Source organism: Nocardia sp. NPDC060259 (genome assembly GCF_042728775.1).
Taxonomy (GTDB): Bacteria; Actinomycetota; Actinomycetes; order Mycobacteriales; family Mycobacteriaceae; genus Nocardia.
Genome location: NZ_JBHXAY010000017.1, coordinates 1 through 13,139, shown reverse-complemented (window position 1 = coordinate 13,139; position 13,139 = coordinate 1). Strand labels below are relative to the sequence as shown.

At 67.6% G+C, this 13,139-nt stretch carries 13 protein-coding genes; 8 read left to right on the top strand and 5 right to left on the bottom strand.

The window, feature by feature from the left end:
- Positions 1–48 precede the first annotated feature (48 nt).
- Complete coding sequence (locus tag ACFWF2_RS09830; RefSeq protein WP_379306457.1) at positions 49–465, bottom strand: VOC family protein; 417 nt, start codon at positions 463–465, stop codon at positions 49–51.
- Positions 466–615: 150 nt separating this feature from the next.
- Between ACFWF2_RS09830 and ACFWF2_RS09825 the strand changes: the two genes are divergently transcribed.
- Entirely contained in the window at positions 616–1,614 is a 999-nt protein-coding gene (locus ACFWF2_RS09825) for a sigma-70 family RNA polymerase sigma factor (RefSeq protein WP_379306455.1), read from the top strand.
- A 13-nt stretch (positions 1,615–1,627) separates the two neighbouring features.
- On the opposite strand, the gene ACFWF2_RS09820 is transcribed toward ACFWF2_RS09825, so the two are convergent.
- Complete coding sequence (locus tag ACFWF2_RS09820; protein WP_379306453.1) at positions 1,628–3,163, bottom strand: acyl-CoA synthetase; 1,536 nt, start codon at positions 3,161–3,163, stop codon at positions 1,628–1,630.
- Between the two features lie 22 nt (positions 3,164–3,185).
- Complete coding sequence (locus ACFWF2_RS09815; protein ID WP_379306451.1) at positions 3,186–4,223, bottom strand: LLM class F420-dependent oxidoreductase; 1,038 nt, start codon at positions 4,221–4,223, stop codon at positions 3,186–3,188.
- A gap of 61 nt (positions 4,224–4,284) precedes the next feature.
- Here ACFWF2_RS09815 and ACFWF2_RS09810 point away from each other — a divergent pair, with 61 nt between their 5' ends.
- Genes ACFWF2_RS09810 through ACFWF2_RS09790 form a run of 5 tightly spaced genes read left to right on the top strand, consistent with a single transcriptional unit; the run spans position 4,285 to position 8,756 of the window.
- A complete protein-coding gene (locus ACFWF2_RS09810; protein WP_379306449.1) occupies positions 4,285–5,256 on the top strand; it encodes a Zn-ribbon domain-containing OB-fold protein in 972 nt (323 codons plus the stop codon).
- Positions 5,257–5,264: 8 nt separating this feature from the next.
- Positions 5,265–6,284 (top strand): thiolase domain-containing protein, encoded by a 1,020-nt coding sequence (locus ACFWF2_RS09805; RefSeq protein WP_379306447.1) that lies wholly within the window; start codon positions 5,265–5,267, stop codon positions 6,282–6,284.
- On the top strand, positions 6,281–7,450 hold the full coding sequence (locus tag ACFWF2_RS09800; RefSeq protein ID WP_379306445.1) for a thiolase domain-containing protein: 1,170 nt from the start codon (positions 6,281–6,283) through the stop codon (positions 7,448–7,450). Before ACFWF2_RS09805 ends, ACFWF2_RS09800 begins: the two co-directional genes overlap by 4 nt.
- Positions 7,447–8,337 (top strand): TIGR03619 family F420-dependent LLM class oxidoreductase, encoded by an 891-nt coding sequence (locus ACFWF2_RS09795; RefSeq protein WP_379306443.1) that lies wholly within the window; start codon positions 7,447–7,449, stop codon positions 8,335–8,337. Before ACFWF2_RS09800 ends, ACFWF2_RS09795 begins: the two co-directional genes overlap by 4 nt.
- Positions 8,334–8,756, top strand: a complete 423-nt coding sequence (locus ACFWF2_RS09790) for a nuclear transport factor 2 family protein (protein WP_379306441.1) — start codon at positions 8,334–8,336, stop codon at positions 8,754–8,756. The genes ACFWF2_RS09795 and ACFWF2_RS09790 overlap by 4 nt, the downstream gene beginning before the upstream one ends.
- Before the next feature lie 68 nt (positions 8,757–8,824).
- Here the strand turns inward: ACFWF2_RS09790 and ACFWF2_RS09785 are convergent, their stop codons facing one another.
- Positions 8,825–10,123 carry a cytochrome P450 gene (locus ACFWF2_RS09785; protein ID WP_379078489.1) on the bottom strand — a complete coding sequence of 433 codons (1,299 nt, stop codon included), beginning with the start codon at positions 10,121–10,123 and terminating at the stop codon, positions 8,825–8,827.
- A 132-nt stretch (positions 10,124–10,255) separates the two neighbouring features.
- Between ACFWF2_RS09785 and ACFWF2_RS09780 the strand changes: the two genes are divergently transcribed.
- Positions 10,256–11,419 (top strand): steroid 3-ketoacyl-CoA thiolase, encoded by a 1,164-nt coding sequence (locus ACFWF2_RS09780; protein WP_379306439.1) that lies wholly within the window; start codon positions 10,256–10,258, stop codon positions 11,417–11,419.
- A 365-nt stretch (positions 11,420–11,784) separates the two neighbouring features.
- The gene (locus tag ACFWF2_RS09775) at positions 11,785–12,201 is read left to right on the top strand and encodes a helix-turn-helix domain-containing protein (RefSeq protein ID WP_019044759.1); all 417 of its coding nucleotides are present in this window, start codon (positions 11,785–11,787) and stop codon (positions 12,199–12,201) included.
- A 132-nt stretch (positions 12,202–12,333) separates the two neighbouring features.
- On the opposite strand, the gene ACFWF2_RS09770 is transcribed toward ACFWF2_RS09775, so the two are convergent.
- On the bottom strand, positions 12,334–13,139 hold an 806-nt coding region (locus ACFWF2_RS09770), incomplete at its 5' end, for a hypothetical protein (protein WP_379306437.1).

Genomic DNA, 13,139 nt, shown 5'->3' with positions numbered 1-13,139 from the left:
GCGAACAGGGCGCGAGCCATCCGCCTCGCGCCCTGTTCGGCCGGGTGCCTACGCGCCCGGGTAGTTCATGTAGAACGGCTCCCACTGGTGACCGTCGGGGTCGAGGAACGTGCGGCCGTGCATGCCAACCTGGGCCTCCTGGGCGCGCTTGTCCTCGTTGGTCTGCTCGGTCGCGCCCGCGGCGACGGCCGCGTCGGTCAGCGCGTCGACCTCCTCGACGCTGGCCAGCGAGAGCGCGTAGCCCGCGGCGGCGGTGTTGATCGTGTCGGCGATCGGCCGAGTGCTGAATGTCGAGAAGAAGGGCTTGGTCAGCAGCATCAGGCAGATGTTGTCGTCGATGACGATGCACGACGCGTTCTGATCGGTGAAATCCTCGTTGACCTTCCAGCCGAGAGCCTCGTAGAAGCTCTTCGAGCGGTCGAGGTCGGCGACGGGGAGGTTGATGAAGATCATCTTGCTGCTCATGGGTATCAGCCTTTCGTGGCGTCGTTGCGGTCTCGAACATGTAGACGCGACGGCTCACCGGAATTCATCGCGCCGGGCAAAGTTCGCAAATCTCGCCGGTCTGTTTTCACCTCTGTCGGCTGTCGGACCCCTGTGGCATCGTGGGAAACTATGAGCGACGCCACAACCGCTACCACCGGCCCCGATCCCGCAGTGCTGGCCGAATTCGAAACCCACCGGCGCGAATTGTGCGCGTACGCCTACCGCATGCTCGGCTCCTCGTTCGAGGCCGAGGACGCGGTGCAGGAGACCTTCACCCGCGCCTGGCGCTCCTACGATTCGTTCGAGGGCCGCGCCAGTCTGCGCTCGTGGCTGTACAAGATCGCCACCAATATCTGTCTGGACATGCTCGATCGTCCGCAGAGCCGGGCAAGGCCGATGGACCTCAACGGACCGGGCCGCCCGGATTCGCCGCTGCCCGCCCCGCAGCCCGACTACGTGTGGATCGAGCCGATCCCGAACGCGCTCGCCTTCGGCGCCGACCCGGCCGAGCACGCCTCGACCAAGGACACGCTGCGCCTCGCCTTCGTCGCCGCCTGCCAGCACCTGCCCGCCACCCAGCGCGCGATCCTGATCATGCGCGAGGTGCTGCGCTTCTCCGCGGGGGAGACCGCCGAGGCGCTGATGATGTCGCCCGCGTCGGTGAACAGCGCGCTGCAACGGGCGCGCGCCACCATGTCCAAGGTGCAGCCGACCGTCACCGACGGTTTCGACGAGGGCGATCCCGAGCAGCGCAAGCTGGTCGACGATTTCGTCAAGGCGTTCGAGGCCTACGACATGGACGCGCTCACCACTCTGCTCAAAGCCGATGTGGCGCTGTCGATGCCGCCCTTCGATCTCTGGATCTCGGGGCCGGAGAATGTGGCCGCGTTCATGCTCAGCACCGGCAGCGCGTGCCGCGATTCGCGCATGGTGCCGCTGGAAGGCGCCAACGGGCTGCCCGCCTTCGGTCACTACAAGCCAAGTGGCGAGCCCGGCGTGTGGGTGCCGTGGTCGATCACCGTGCTCGAGCTCGAGGGCGACACCATCTCGGGCCTGAACTTCTTCCTCGACACCGAGAAGTTGTTCCCGCTCTTCGGGCTCGCGCCGGAGTGGCGCGAAGCCGTCTGAGCGGGAACCTCTTTCAGAGCAGGCGGCGCTTGTACAGCTTGCCGTTGGGGTCGCGGGGCAGCTCCGCACGGTATTCCACCGTGCGGGGCAGCTTGTACTTGGCGAGCTGACCGGCCGCGAACTCGAGAATCTCGGCGGTGAGCGCGTCGTCGCCGGCGGTACCGTCGACCGGCTGCACGAACGCCTTGACCTGCTGGCCCCAATCCGGGTCGGGCACACCGAGAACCGCCACGTCGGCCACCTTCGGGTGACTCATCAGCACGCCCTCGATCTCGGCCGGGTAGATGTTCACGCCGCCGGACAGGATCAGGTCGGAACGGCGGTCGCAGAGGAACAGGTAGCCGTCCTCGTCGAGGTAGCCGATGTCGCCGACGGTGAACAGGTCACCGACGCGCGACTCCTCGGTCTTCTCCTTGGCATGGTGGTACTCGAAGCTGGACGCGCCCATCCTCATGTAGACCATGCCCTCTTTGCCCGCGGGCAATTCGGTGCCGTCGGTCTCGTCGAGGATCTTGATGACCGACCACGGCCAGGCCTTGCCGACCGAACCGGGCTTGTTCAGCCACTCGGTCCCGTTGATCACCGTGCCGCCGCCCTCGGTGGCCGCGTAGTACTCGGTGACGACCGGACCCCACCAGTCGAGCATCTGCCGCTTGGTCTGCTGCGGGCACGGCGCCGCGCCGTGCACCATGCTGCGCAGCGAGGACACGTCGTAGCGGCCGCGCACGTCCTCGGGCAGGGCCAGCAGGCGATGGAACTGGGTGGGCACCATGTGACTGTGGGTCACCTGGTGGCGCTCGATCAGCGCGAGCATGTCCTCGGGATCCCACTTGTCCATGAGCACCAGCTTGTGGCCCATCTGGATCGAGATCGTCGAGAAGTTCAGCACGGCCGTGTGATAGAGCGGCGAGCCGCAGATGTGCACGTGGTCGTCGTAGGGCGCGAGCTCGAACAGGGCGAAGAAGGCCTTGTTCGGTGCGGGGACCTGATCGGGATCGGCGCCGGTCAGCGGGCGGCGAACGCCCTTGGGGCGCCCCGTGGTTCCCGAGGTGTAGAGCATCGGCGCGCCGACCGAACGCTCGTCCGGGCGGCCGGTGTCGGCGGCGCCGAGCCAGGAGACCGGCCGGAAGCCGTCGATGACGCCTGCCGAGAAGCGGGCTTCGGCGGGCAGTTCGGCGAGCTCGGCGGCCTCGGCGGCGGTGGCGGCGAACCGCTCACTGGCCAGGAAGGCCGAGGCGTCGCTGTCGCCGAGGATGTAGGCGATCTCGGGCGCGGTGAGGTGCCAGTTCACCGCGACGATGTACAGACCCGCCTGATACGCGGCGAAGTACGCGGCGATCGCCTCCACACCGTTGTGCAGCATGCTGACGACCACGTCGCCGGTGCGCAATCCGATGCCGCGTAGTCCGTTGGCGTAGCGGTTGGCGAGGGTGGCCAATTCTCGATAGGTGATCTCCCTGCCGTCCGGGTCGACGACGGCGATCCGCTCGGGATCGGCCGCGGCGATATTCCACAGTCCGAGGACTTCCGTTGTCTGCTGGCTGCTCACCCCATCGAATTTAGAACGTGTTCTAACTCGATACAAGGGTTTGGAGACGACGCATCTGATCGGCATCCGAAACCGAGATCAGCATCATCGTCACCCCGGCGTCCTCCCATTCCTTCAACCGCGAGCGCACATGGGCCTCGTCGCCGAAGATGGCGGTGTCGGTGATCAGCTCGTCGGGCACCGCCGCGGCCGCCTCGGCCTTGCGACCCGCCTGGAAGAGAGCGGAGATCTCGTCGACCTCGGCGCCGTAACCCATCCGCTTGTACACCTGGGCGTGGAAGTTCAGCTCGGGCGCGCCCATGCCGCCGATGTAGAGCGAGGTCACCCAGCGCATCCGCTCGATCTCGCCCGCCGGATCGTCGGTGACGACCACCTGGGCGCTCGCGGCGATCTCGAAATCAGCCCTGCTGCGCCGGGCGCCCGGCCGGGCGAACCCCTCGTCGAGCCACTCGTTGTACATGCCGGCCAGGCGCGGCGCGTAGTAGATCGCCAGCCAGCCGTCGGCGATCTCGGCGGTCTGGGCGACGTTCTTGGGACCCTCCGCACCCAGCCAGATCGGCAGCTCAGCGCGCAGTGGATGCACGATCGGCTTGAGCGGCTTGCCGAGGCCGGTCGCCCCGGGCCCGGCGTAGGGCAGGCCGTAGTGCTTGCCGTCGGAGGTCACCGGAGCCTCGCGAGCGAGGACCTTGCGCACGATGTCGACGTACTCGCGGGTGCGCCGCAGGGGCTGGGCGAACGGCTGCCCGTACCAGCCCTCCACCACCTGTGGACCGGAGACGCCGAGGCCGAGGATGGCCCGGCCGCCGCTGAGGTGATCGAGGGTGAGCGCGTGCATCGCGGCCGCCGCGGGCGTACGGGCCGACATCTGCGCGACGGAAGTGCCGAGGCGCACCCGCTCGGTCGACGACCCCCACCAGGCCAGCGGAGTGAACGCGTCCGAGCCCCACGATTCGGCGGCGAACACCGCGTCGAACCCCGTTTCCTCGGCCGCGACGACCAGCTCGCCGGCGTTGGCGGGCGGCTGCGCACCCCAGTAACCGAGTTGCAGTCCGAATTTCATGACCGACGCCCTTTCCGGCGAATCCTTGCAAGCAGAATAAGAACCTGTTCTACTCGATATCGTGACCCAGGGGAATACCGCAGTGGAAGTATTGAGTGCACCCCTCCGGGTGCAGTTCGACTACACCAGGTCCGTCGGACCTGTCATCGGCGCCTTTCTGACCGGACTGCGCGACCGCCGGATACTCGGCGTGCGCGGCAGTGACGGCCGGGTATTGGTGCCCGCGCAGGAATACGACCCGATCACCTCGGCCCCGTTGGCCGAGCTGGTCCAGGTCGAGACGACCGGCACGGTGCAGTCGTGGACATGGGTGGCCGAGCCGCTGCCCGGGCAGCCGTTCGACCGCCCGTTCGCGTGGGCACTCGTCCAGCTGGACGGGGCCGACACGGCGATGCTGCACGCGCTGGACGTGACCGACCCGAGCCAGGTGAGCACGGGAATGCGCGTGCGGGTGCGCTGGGCCGACGAGCGCACCGGCACGATTCAGGACATCGCCTGCTTCGAGCCGGGCGAAGGCGCCGAGGCCGCCGCGCAGCCCGAGGACACCGCCGAGCCGGTGACCATGCTGACCACGCCCGTCGACATGAGCTACAAACACACGGCCTCCCCGCAGGAGAGCGTCTACCTGCGCGGCCTCGCCGAGGGCAAGCTGATCGGCGGCCGGTCCGAAGCGGGCGGGCGGGTGTACTTCCCGCCGCGCGGCGCCAACCCGACCGACGGCACACCGACCGACGATCTGGTCGAGCTGCCCGACAAGGGCACGGTGACCACCTTCTGCATCGTGAACGTGCCGTTCCTCGGCCAGCGGATCAAGCCACCGTATGTGGCCGCCTACGTGCTGCTCGACGGCGCCGACATCCCGTTCCTGCACCTGGTTCTCGGCTGCGAGGCATCCGAGGTGCGCATGGGCATGCGGGTCGAAGCCGTGTGGAAGCCGCGCGAGGAATGGGGCCACGCGCTGGCCAATATCGACCACTTCCGGCCGACCGGCGAGCCCGATGCCGCGTACGAGTCCTACCAGCACCACCTCTGAGAGGCGACGTGAGTACACCAGAAATCGCGGTGGTCGGGTTCGCCCACGCACCGCACGTGCCGGAGACCTTCGGCACCACCAACGGCGTCGAGATGCTCGTGCCGTGCTTCCAGCAGCTCTACGCCGACCTCGGCATCAGCAAGACCGATATCGACTTCTGGTGCTCCGGGTCCTCGGATTACCTGGCGGGGCGGGCGTTCTCGTTCATCTCCGCGGTCGACGCGATCGGCGCGGTGCCGCCGATCAACGAGTCGCACGTGGAGATGGACGCCGCGTGGGCGCTCTACGAGGCGTGGGTGAAGCTGCTCTCCGGGCAGGCGCAGACCGCGCTCGTGTACGGCTTCGGCAAGTCGTCGGCGGGCACGCTGCGTCAGGTGCTGACCAGGCAGCTCGACCCGTATCTGGTCGGCCCGCTGTGGCCCGATTCCGTCTCGGTCGCGGGCCTGCAGGCACGTGCCGGGCTGGACGCGGGCCGCTGGACCGAGCGCGAGATGGCCGCCGTCGCCGGTGGTGACATCGAATCCCTGCTCGCCGCACCGTATGTCGCCGATCCGCTGCGCGCGCACGACATCGCCCCGATCACCGACGGCGCGGCCGCGATCGTGCTCGCGGTCGGCGATCGGGCCAGGGAGCTGTGCGAGCGTCCGGCGTGGATCACCGGCATCGCGCACAATATCGACGCCCAGGCGCTCGGTGGCCGCGACCTGACCCGCTCGCCCTCCACCACCAGGGCGGCCGCGGCGGCGACCCGCGGCAACACCTCCTTCGACCTGGCTGAACTGCACGCGCCGTTCAGCCATCAGCAGCTGATCCTGGCCGAGGCGATCGGCCTGTCCCCCGAGACCCCGGTCAACCCGTCCGGCGGTGCGCTCGCGGCCAACCCGATGTTCGCGGCAGGCCTGGAGCGGATCGGCAACGCCGCGACGGCCATCATCTCCGGCACCGCCGACCGGACCCTCGCTCATGCGACCAGCGGCCCCGCGCTGCAGCAGAACCTGGTCGCCGTTCTGGAATCGGAGGCACGATGAGCTTCCCCGCGGCGGTGCTCGGCACCGGCCAAACTCATCACGTGACGAAGCGCGCGGACGTGTCCATGGCGGGCATGTGCCGTGAAGCGATCGATCGAGCGCTCGATGACGCGGGCCTGACCATCGACGACATCGACGCCGTCGTCGTCGGCAAGGCGCCCGACTTCTTCGAGGGCGTCATGATGCCCGAGCTGTATCTCGCCGAAGCGCTCGGCGCCATCGGCAAGCCGCTGCTGCGCGTGCACACCGCGGGCTCGGTCGGCGGTTCGACCGGCGTCGTCGCCGCCAATCTGGTGCAGGCCGGCGTGCACGGCAAGGTTCTCGCGATCGCGTGGGAGAAGCAGTCGGAATCGAATGCCATGTGGGCGTTGTCGATTCCGGTGCCGTTCACCATGCCGGTCGGCGCGGGCGCAGGCGGCTACTTCGCCCCGCACGTGCGCTCCTACATCCGCCGCTCCAATGCCCCGATGCACATCGGCGCCATGGTGGCGGTGAAGGACCGGCGCAACGGCGCGAAGAATCCGCTCGCGCATCTGCACCAGCCCGACATCACCCTCGACTCGGTGCTGGCCTCCCAGATGCTGTGGGACCCCATCCGTTTCGACGAGACCTGCCCGTCCTCCGACGGCGCCTGCGCCCTCGTGATCGGCAATGCCGAGGCCGCGGCGGCGGTCGAGGCCGAGGGCAAGAAGGTCGCCTGGGTGCACGGGACCGCGATGCGCACCGAGCCGACCACCTTCTCCGGTCGTGACCAGGTCAACCCGCAGGCGGGTCGCGACGCGGCCGCCGCGCTGTGGGCCTCGGCCGGGATCACCGACCCGCTCGAGGAGATCGACGTCGCCGAGATCTATGTGCCGTTCTCCTGGTTCGAGCCGATGTGGCTGGAGAACCTGGGCTTCGCCGCCGAAGGCGAGGGCTGGAAACTCACCGACAAGGGCGAGACCGAGATCGGCGGCCGCATCCCGGTGAACCCGTCCGGTGGCGTGCTCTCCTCCAACCCGATCGGCGCCTCCGGCCTGATCCGCTTCGCCGAGGCGGCCAAGCAGGTCATGGGCCGGGCCGGTGCGTACCAGGTCGAGAATGCCCGCAAGGCCATGGGTCACGCGTACGGCGGTGGCTCCCAGTACTTCTCGATGTGGGTCGTGGGAAGCGAGCGCCCGGAATGAAATTCACCCTCGGAATCGCGCTGAGCCCGCTCGACCAGCTGACCGAGCTGGCCAAGACGGCCGAAGAATGCGGGTTCACCTCGATCGGCCTGCCCGACTCGCTGTTCTACATGAAGTCGCAGGCCGCCGACTACCCGTACACCCCGGACGGCAGCCGGTTCTGGGGGCCGGAGACACCGTGGGTCGACCCGCTGATCGCCGCGGCCTCCATGGCCGCGGTGACCACGAACCTGCGGTTCTACACCAACGTCCTCAAGCTCGGCTCGCGCAATCCGCTGCTGCTGGCCCGGCAGGTCGGCTCGATCGCCAACATGTCGGGCAACCGCTTCGGCTTCGGCATCGGCATCGGCTGGGCCCCTGAGGAATTCGAGTGGTGCGGAGTGCCCTACGCCCGCCGGGGCGCGCGGGTCGACGAGATGATCGAGATCATCCGGCTCGTGCTCGACGGCGGCATGGTCGAGTACCACGGCGAGTTCTTCGATTTCGGCGAGCTGCAGATCAGCCCGGCGCCGAGCGAGCGGGTGCCGTTCTACATCGGTGGGCACACCGGTCCGGCCCTGCGCCGGGCCGCCCGCATCGGTGACGGCTGGACCTCGGCGATGATGAAGTTCGACGACCTGGTCACCACCATCGACACCCTGCGCGAGCTGCGGGCCGAGTACGACCGGTCCGAGGTGCCCTTCGAGATCCAGGCCGTGTGCATCGACAAGTTCGGTCGCGGCGGCTACCAGGATCTGGCCGACGCCGGCGTCACCGACACCATCGTGGTGCCGTGGCTGTCCGACGGCATCGGCTTCGACGGCGAGCTGGCCGCCAAGCAGGATTCGCTGCGCAAGTTCGCCGAGAAATACATCGCCGACCCGATCGTCGCGAAGGAAAAGCCATGACGGAGACAGCGGTAGACCGTTCGGCGCGCGCGGCGGGCCTGGCCTCCCAGGCCGCGGTGCGCGCCAAGGACCGGGCGGCCTGGGTCGCCCTGTTCGCCGAGGACGGGATCGTCGAAGATCCCGTCGGCCCTTCGGGTTTCGACCCCGAGGGCGTCGGCCATCGCGGCCACGAGGCGATCGGCGGCTTCTGGGACAAGGCGATCGCGCTGACCGAGTCGATCGAATTCCTCTTCGAGGACTCCTTCGCCTGCGGCAACGAGATCGCCTTCACCGGAAAGATCCGCACCACCATGGCTGGCCACGTGATCGATGCCGAGGGCGTGTTCACCTACAAGGTCGACGCCGAGGGCAAGATCGCCGCGCTGCGCGCCTTCTGGGAGGTCGACCGCGCCATGGCCACCTCTCGTCGCGTGTCCTGACGACGAAGAACGAATCAGCCCCGGTACCTCTCGGTACCGGGGCTGATTTCTTATGTCCTACTCGGATCTCAGTGCGCTACAGGGCAACCCGAGGTCTTGTAGTCGACCGGCAGTTCCTTGATGCCGTTGAGCCAGCCCGAGTGCAGGCGTCGCGGGTTACCCACCTTGGTGATATCGGGCAGGTGATCGGCGATCGCATTGAAGATCAGGTCGATCTCCAGGCGGGCCAGGTTCGCGCCGACACAGAAGTGCGCGCCGGTGCCGCCGAAGGACAGGTGCTGGTTGTCCTGGCGCATGATGTCGAACTTCTCCGGGTTCTCGAAGACGTCCTCGTCGAAGTTGGCCGAGCGGTACAGCATGACCAGACGCTGCCCCTTCTTGATCTGCACGCCACCCAGTTCGGTGTCCTCGAGCGCGGTGCGCTGGAAGGAGGTCACCGGCGTGGCCCAGCGGATGATCTCGTCGACCGCGCTGGACGGACGCTCCTTCTTGAACAACTCCCACTGGTCGGGGTTCTCCATGAAGGCGATCATGCCGTGGCTGATGGCGTTGCGGGTGGTCTCGTTGCCTGCGACGGCCAGCACGATGACGAAGAAGCCGAACTCCTCCGGCGTGAGCGCCTCACCGTCGACGTCGGCCTCGATCAGCGTGGTGACCAGGTCGTCGGCCGGGCAGGCCTTCCTGGCCTCGGCCATCTGGTACGAGTAGCCGAGCAGCTCCATCGACGCGGCGACAGGGTCGACGTCGACATTGTCGGGATCGTCGTAGCCGGTCATGTCGTTGGACCACTCGAAGACCTTCATCCGGTCTTCCTGCGGCACGCCGATGAGCTCGGCGATCGCCTGCAGCGGCAACTCACAGGCCACCTGCGTGACGAAGTCGCCGCCGCCCGACTCGGCCGCGGCCTTCACGATCTTCTCCGCGCGCGCCGACAACTCGGCCCGCAGGCCGTTGACCGCGCGCGGGGTGAAGCCCTTGGCGATCAGCTTGCGGAGCTTGGTGTGCTCCGGCGCGTCCTTGTTGAGGATGACGAAACGCTGCAGCTCGATCTGCTCGCGGGTGATGTCGTCGTTGAAGCGCGGGATCGCGGTGTTCTCGTAGGTGGAGAACACGTCGCTGCGACGCGACACCTCCTTCACGTCGGCGTGCTTGCTCACCACCCAGAAGCCGTCGTCGTGGAACCCGCCGACGTCGGGCGACTTCGGATTCCACCAGATGGGAGCCGCGCGCCGCAGCTCCGCGAATTCCTCTGTCGGGACACGCTCGGCGTAGATAGCAGGGTCGGTGACGTCGAACCCGTCCGGCAGGTTCGGCCGGGTGCCCGTCGCTTGACCGGGGCCGGCGTGTTCGGTGCGCGGATCTACCACCAGATGTCTCCTTCGACAAACTGAAACACGTTCTACAATCATTCAAGCATAGGGGTTGCCGTGACGGAAGAACCACGCGGTTTTACCCTGGATGTCGAAACAGAACTTGTTGCAGTTACGAGGGAGAATCACATGGGCACACCCGTGATCGTCGAGGCCGTGCGTACCCCGATCGGCAAGCGCCGCGGACAGCTTTCGGGACTGCACGCCGCCGAGCTGCTCGGCCTGGCCCAGCGCGGCCTGCTCGATCGGGCAGGCATCGACCCGGCCGAGGTCGAGCAGGTGATCGGCGGCTGCGTCACCCAGGCCGGCGAGCAGTCCAACAACGTCACCCGGGTCGCCTGGCTGCACGCGGGCCTGCCCTGGCAGACCGGCGCCACCACCATCGACGCCCAGTGCGGCTCGGCGCAGCAGGCCAACCACCTCATCGCCGGCCTGATCGCCACCGGCGCGATCGACACCGGCATCGCCTGCGGCGTCGAGGCCATGAGCCGCGTACCGCTCGGCGCGAACGTCGGCACCGAGGCGGGCCCGCGCAGGCCCGCGTCGTGGTCGATCGATCTGCCCGATCAGTTCGGCGCGGCCGAGCGAATTGCCCGCAGGCGCGGCATCACCCGCTCCGATATCGACGAATTCGGCCTGCGCTCACAGCAATTGGCGGCTCAGGCCTGGGCCGAGGGCCGCTTCGATCGCGAGGTGCTCCCGGTGTCGGCGCCGGTGCTCGACGGCGAGGGCAATGCCACCGGCGAGAAGCTGGAGGTGACCCGCGACCAGGGTCTGCGCGCCACCACGCTCGAGGGTCTCGCGGCACTGAAGCCCGTCGTCGCCGACGGCATCCACACCGCGGGCACCTCGTCGCAGATCTCCGACGGCGCGGCCGCGGTGCTGCTGATGGACGAAACCGTCGCGCGCAACAAGGGTTTGCGGCCGCGGGCGCGCATCCACACCCAGGTGCTCGTCGGCGCCGAGCCGGAGTTCCACCTCGACGGTCCGGTGCAGGCGTGCACCCGGCTGCTCGAGCGCTCCGGAATGACGATTGCGGATATCGACCTTTTCGAGATCAATGAAGCATTCGCGTCGGTCGCACTTTCATGGGCTTCTGTACATCAGCCGGACATGGACCGGGTAAATGTCAACGGCGGTGCGATCGCAATCGGGCATCCGGTCGGCTCCACCGGTTCCCGGCTCATCACCACCGCTTTGCACGAGCTCGAACGAACGGGCAAGGGCACGGCCATGGTGCTGATGTGCGCAGGCGGCGCGCTCGCGACCGGAACGATCATCGAACGCCTGTAGACTGGACCTCACCGAAACCGGGCGCCCAGGTTGAACATTCATCCCAGGGCGCCCGGAACGTGTCGTACGCCACACAATCCAGGGGGCCCGGGGGAACATGAGACATCAGCTAACTTCACGCTACCATCGGCCTATGGTCGAAGAACCCCGCGACGGGCACGAACCCCGGCACCCTCGGGCTCGACAAGAGTCGTTGGCGTGACCCGCAAACGCGACCGCCGCCGCCCCTGCACGCAGGTGAGCGTCGGAAACCGTAGAGAAATCCGGAATCAGGCGTAGGTTTTCAGTTACTGAGCCGCTAATATCAATGATACGTATCCGAGATAACGACTGTTAGTACAGTGAAGGGAATTGGGCGGCTCACAATGGCTGATTTCGCGGCGCGGCTGAACAAGCTGTTCGAAACCGTGCATCCCCCGGGGCGCAAGCCGCACACCAACGCAGAGGTTGCGGCTGCGCTGACTGCCTCCGGGCATCCGATCTCGAAGCCGTATCTCTCGCAGCTGCGGTCGGGACAACGAACCAACCCGTCCGACGAGACGGTGGCCGCCCTGGCGAAGTTCTTCAAGGTCAAGCCTGACTACTTCTTCAACGACATCTACGCGGCCAAGATCGATCACGACCTGGAACTGCTCGCGCAGCTGCAGGGCTACGGGCTGCGTCGACTGTCCAGCAGGGCATTCGACCTCTCGGAAGAATCACAGAATTTGCTCACCTCCATGGCGGAGAAGTTGAGGGCCAGCGAGGGCTTGCCCGAAATTCCTCCGGACGGAACGGAATAGGATCCACGCGACGGTCGGCCTGACGCACCTGCTGGTGTCCTGGGTACGGCCGAGAAACATTGGATACGTGCACAGCGAACGGGCCTGAGACGGTGAAATCCACCAGCTCAGGCCCGTTCTCTGTGTTGATACTCAGCTGGCGGTGGCCGCGCTCTTCGGCGTCGCGCCCGCCGCGGCGACGGCCGCGTCGTACTTGGTCGCGATCGCCAGTACCCAGCCGCGCGGGCTCACACCCGGCGGCGGCGCGATCCAGCGCGCGTCGACGAACAAGTCCCCCAACGGATCTCGCGCCCATTCGGCGACGACCGTGGCCCGCTCCGGCACCGAGGCAGGCGGTTCGCCCGCCGCCGGGATGACGATGCCGCTGCCCGAGAGCAGATACAGCGCGTCCATCACCTGGGCCACGTGGTCGGAGGCCTTCAACTGGGTCGAAGTGGCGTTCTGTTCGGGAGCGACCACATCGGGGAAGCGCCCGATCATCAGCTTGTGCAGCGGACGGATGCGGCGCAGCGTCATCCGCGCACGCCACCACAACTCGACCACGATCGACACCGCGCCGAACGCGATCAGCAGACTCGCGATCTCCCAGGCCTGCCAACCCCAGGTGGGCTCGCCGGGCGGGGCCGGTTCGGCGTTCTGGAAACCGCGGCCCGCGTTGGCGACCGCGAGCACCGCGACCAAAGCCGTTCCGGCGGTGTAGATCGCGATGCCGCGACCCAGTGTCGTCCAGTCCAGGTTGCGCAGACCGGTGGTCACGATGAAGACCGCGCCGAGCGCGACCACGAGCCAGCCGAAGGTGAACGACCACGCCAGGGTGATCGCGATCGCGAGGGCACCGAGGCCGTAGACCATCAGCGCGATCTGGCGCAGATTGCGGCGCGAGACCACCGGCCACGCGGCCGAGGCGACCACCGAGGTGGCCGTGGTGAACAGGATCC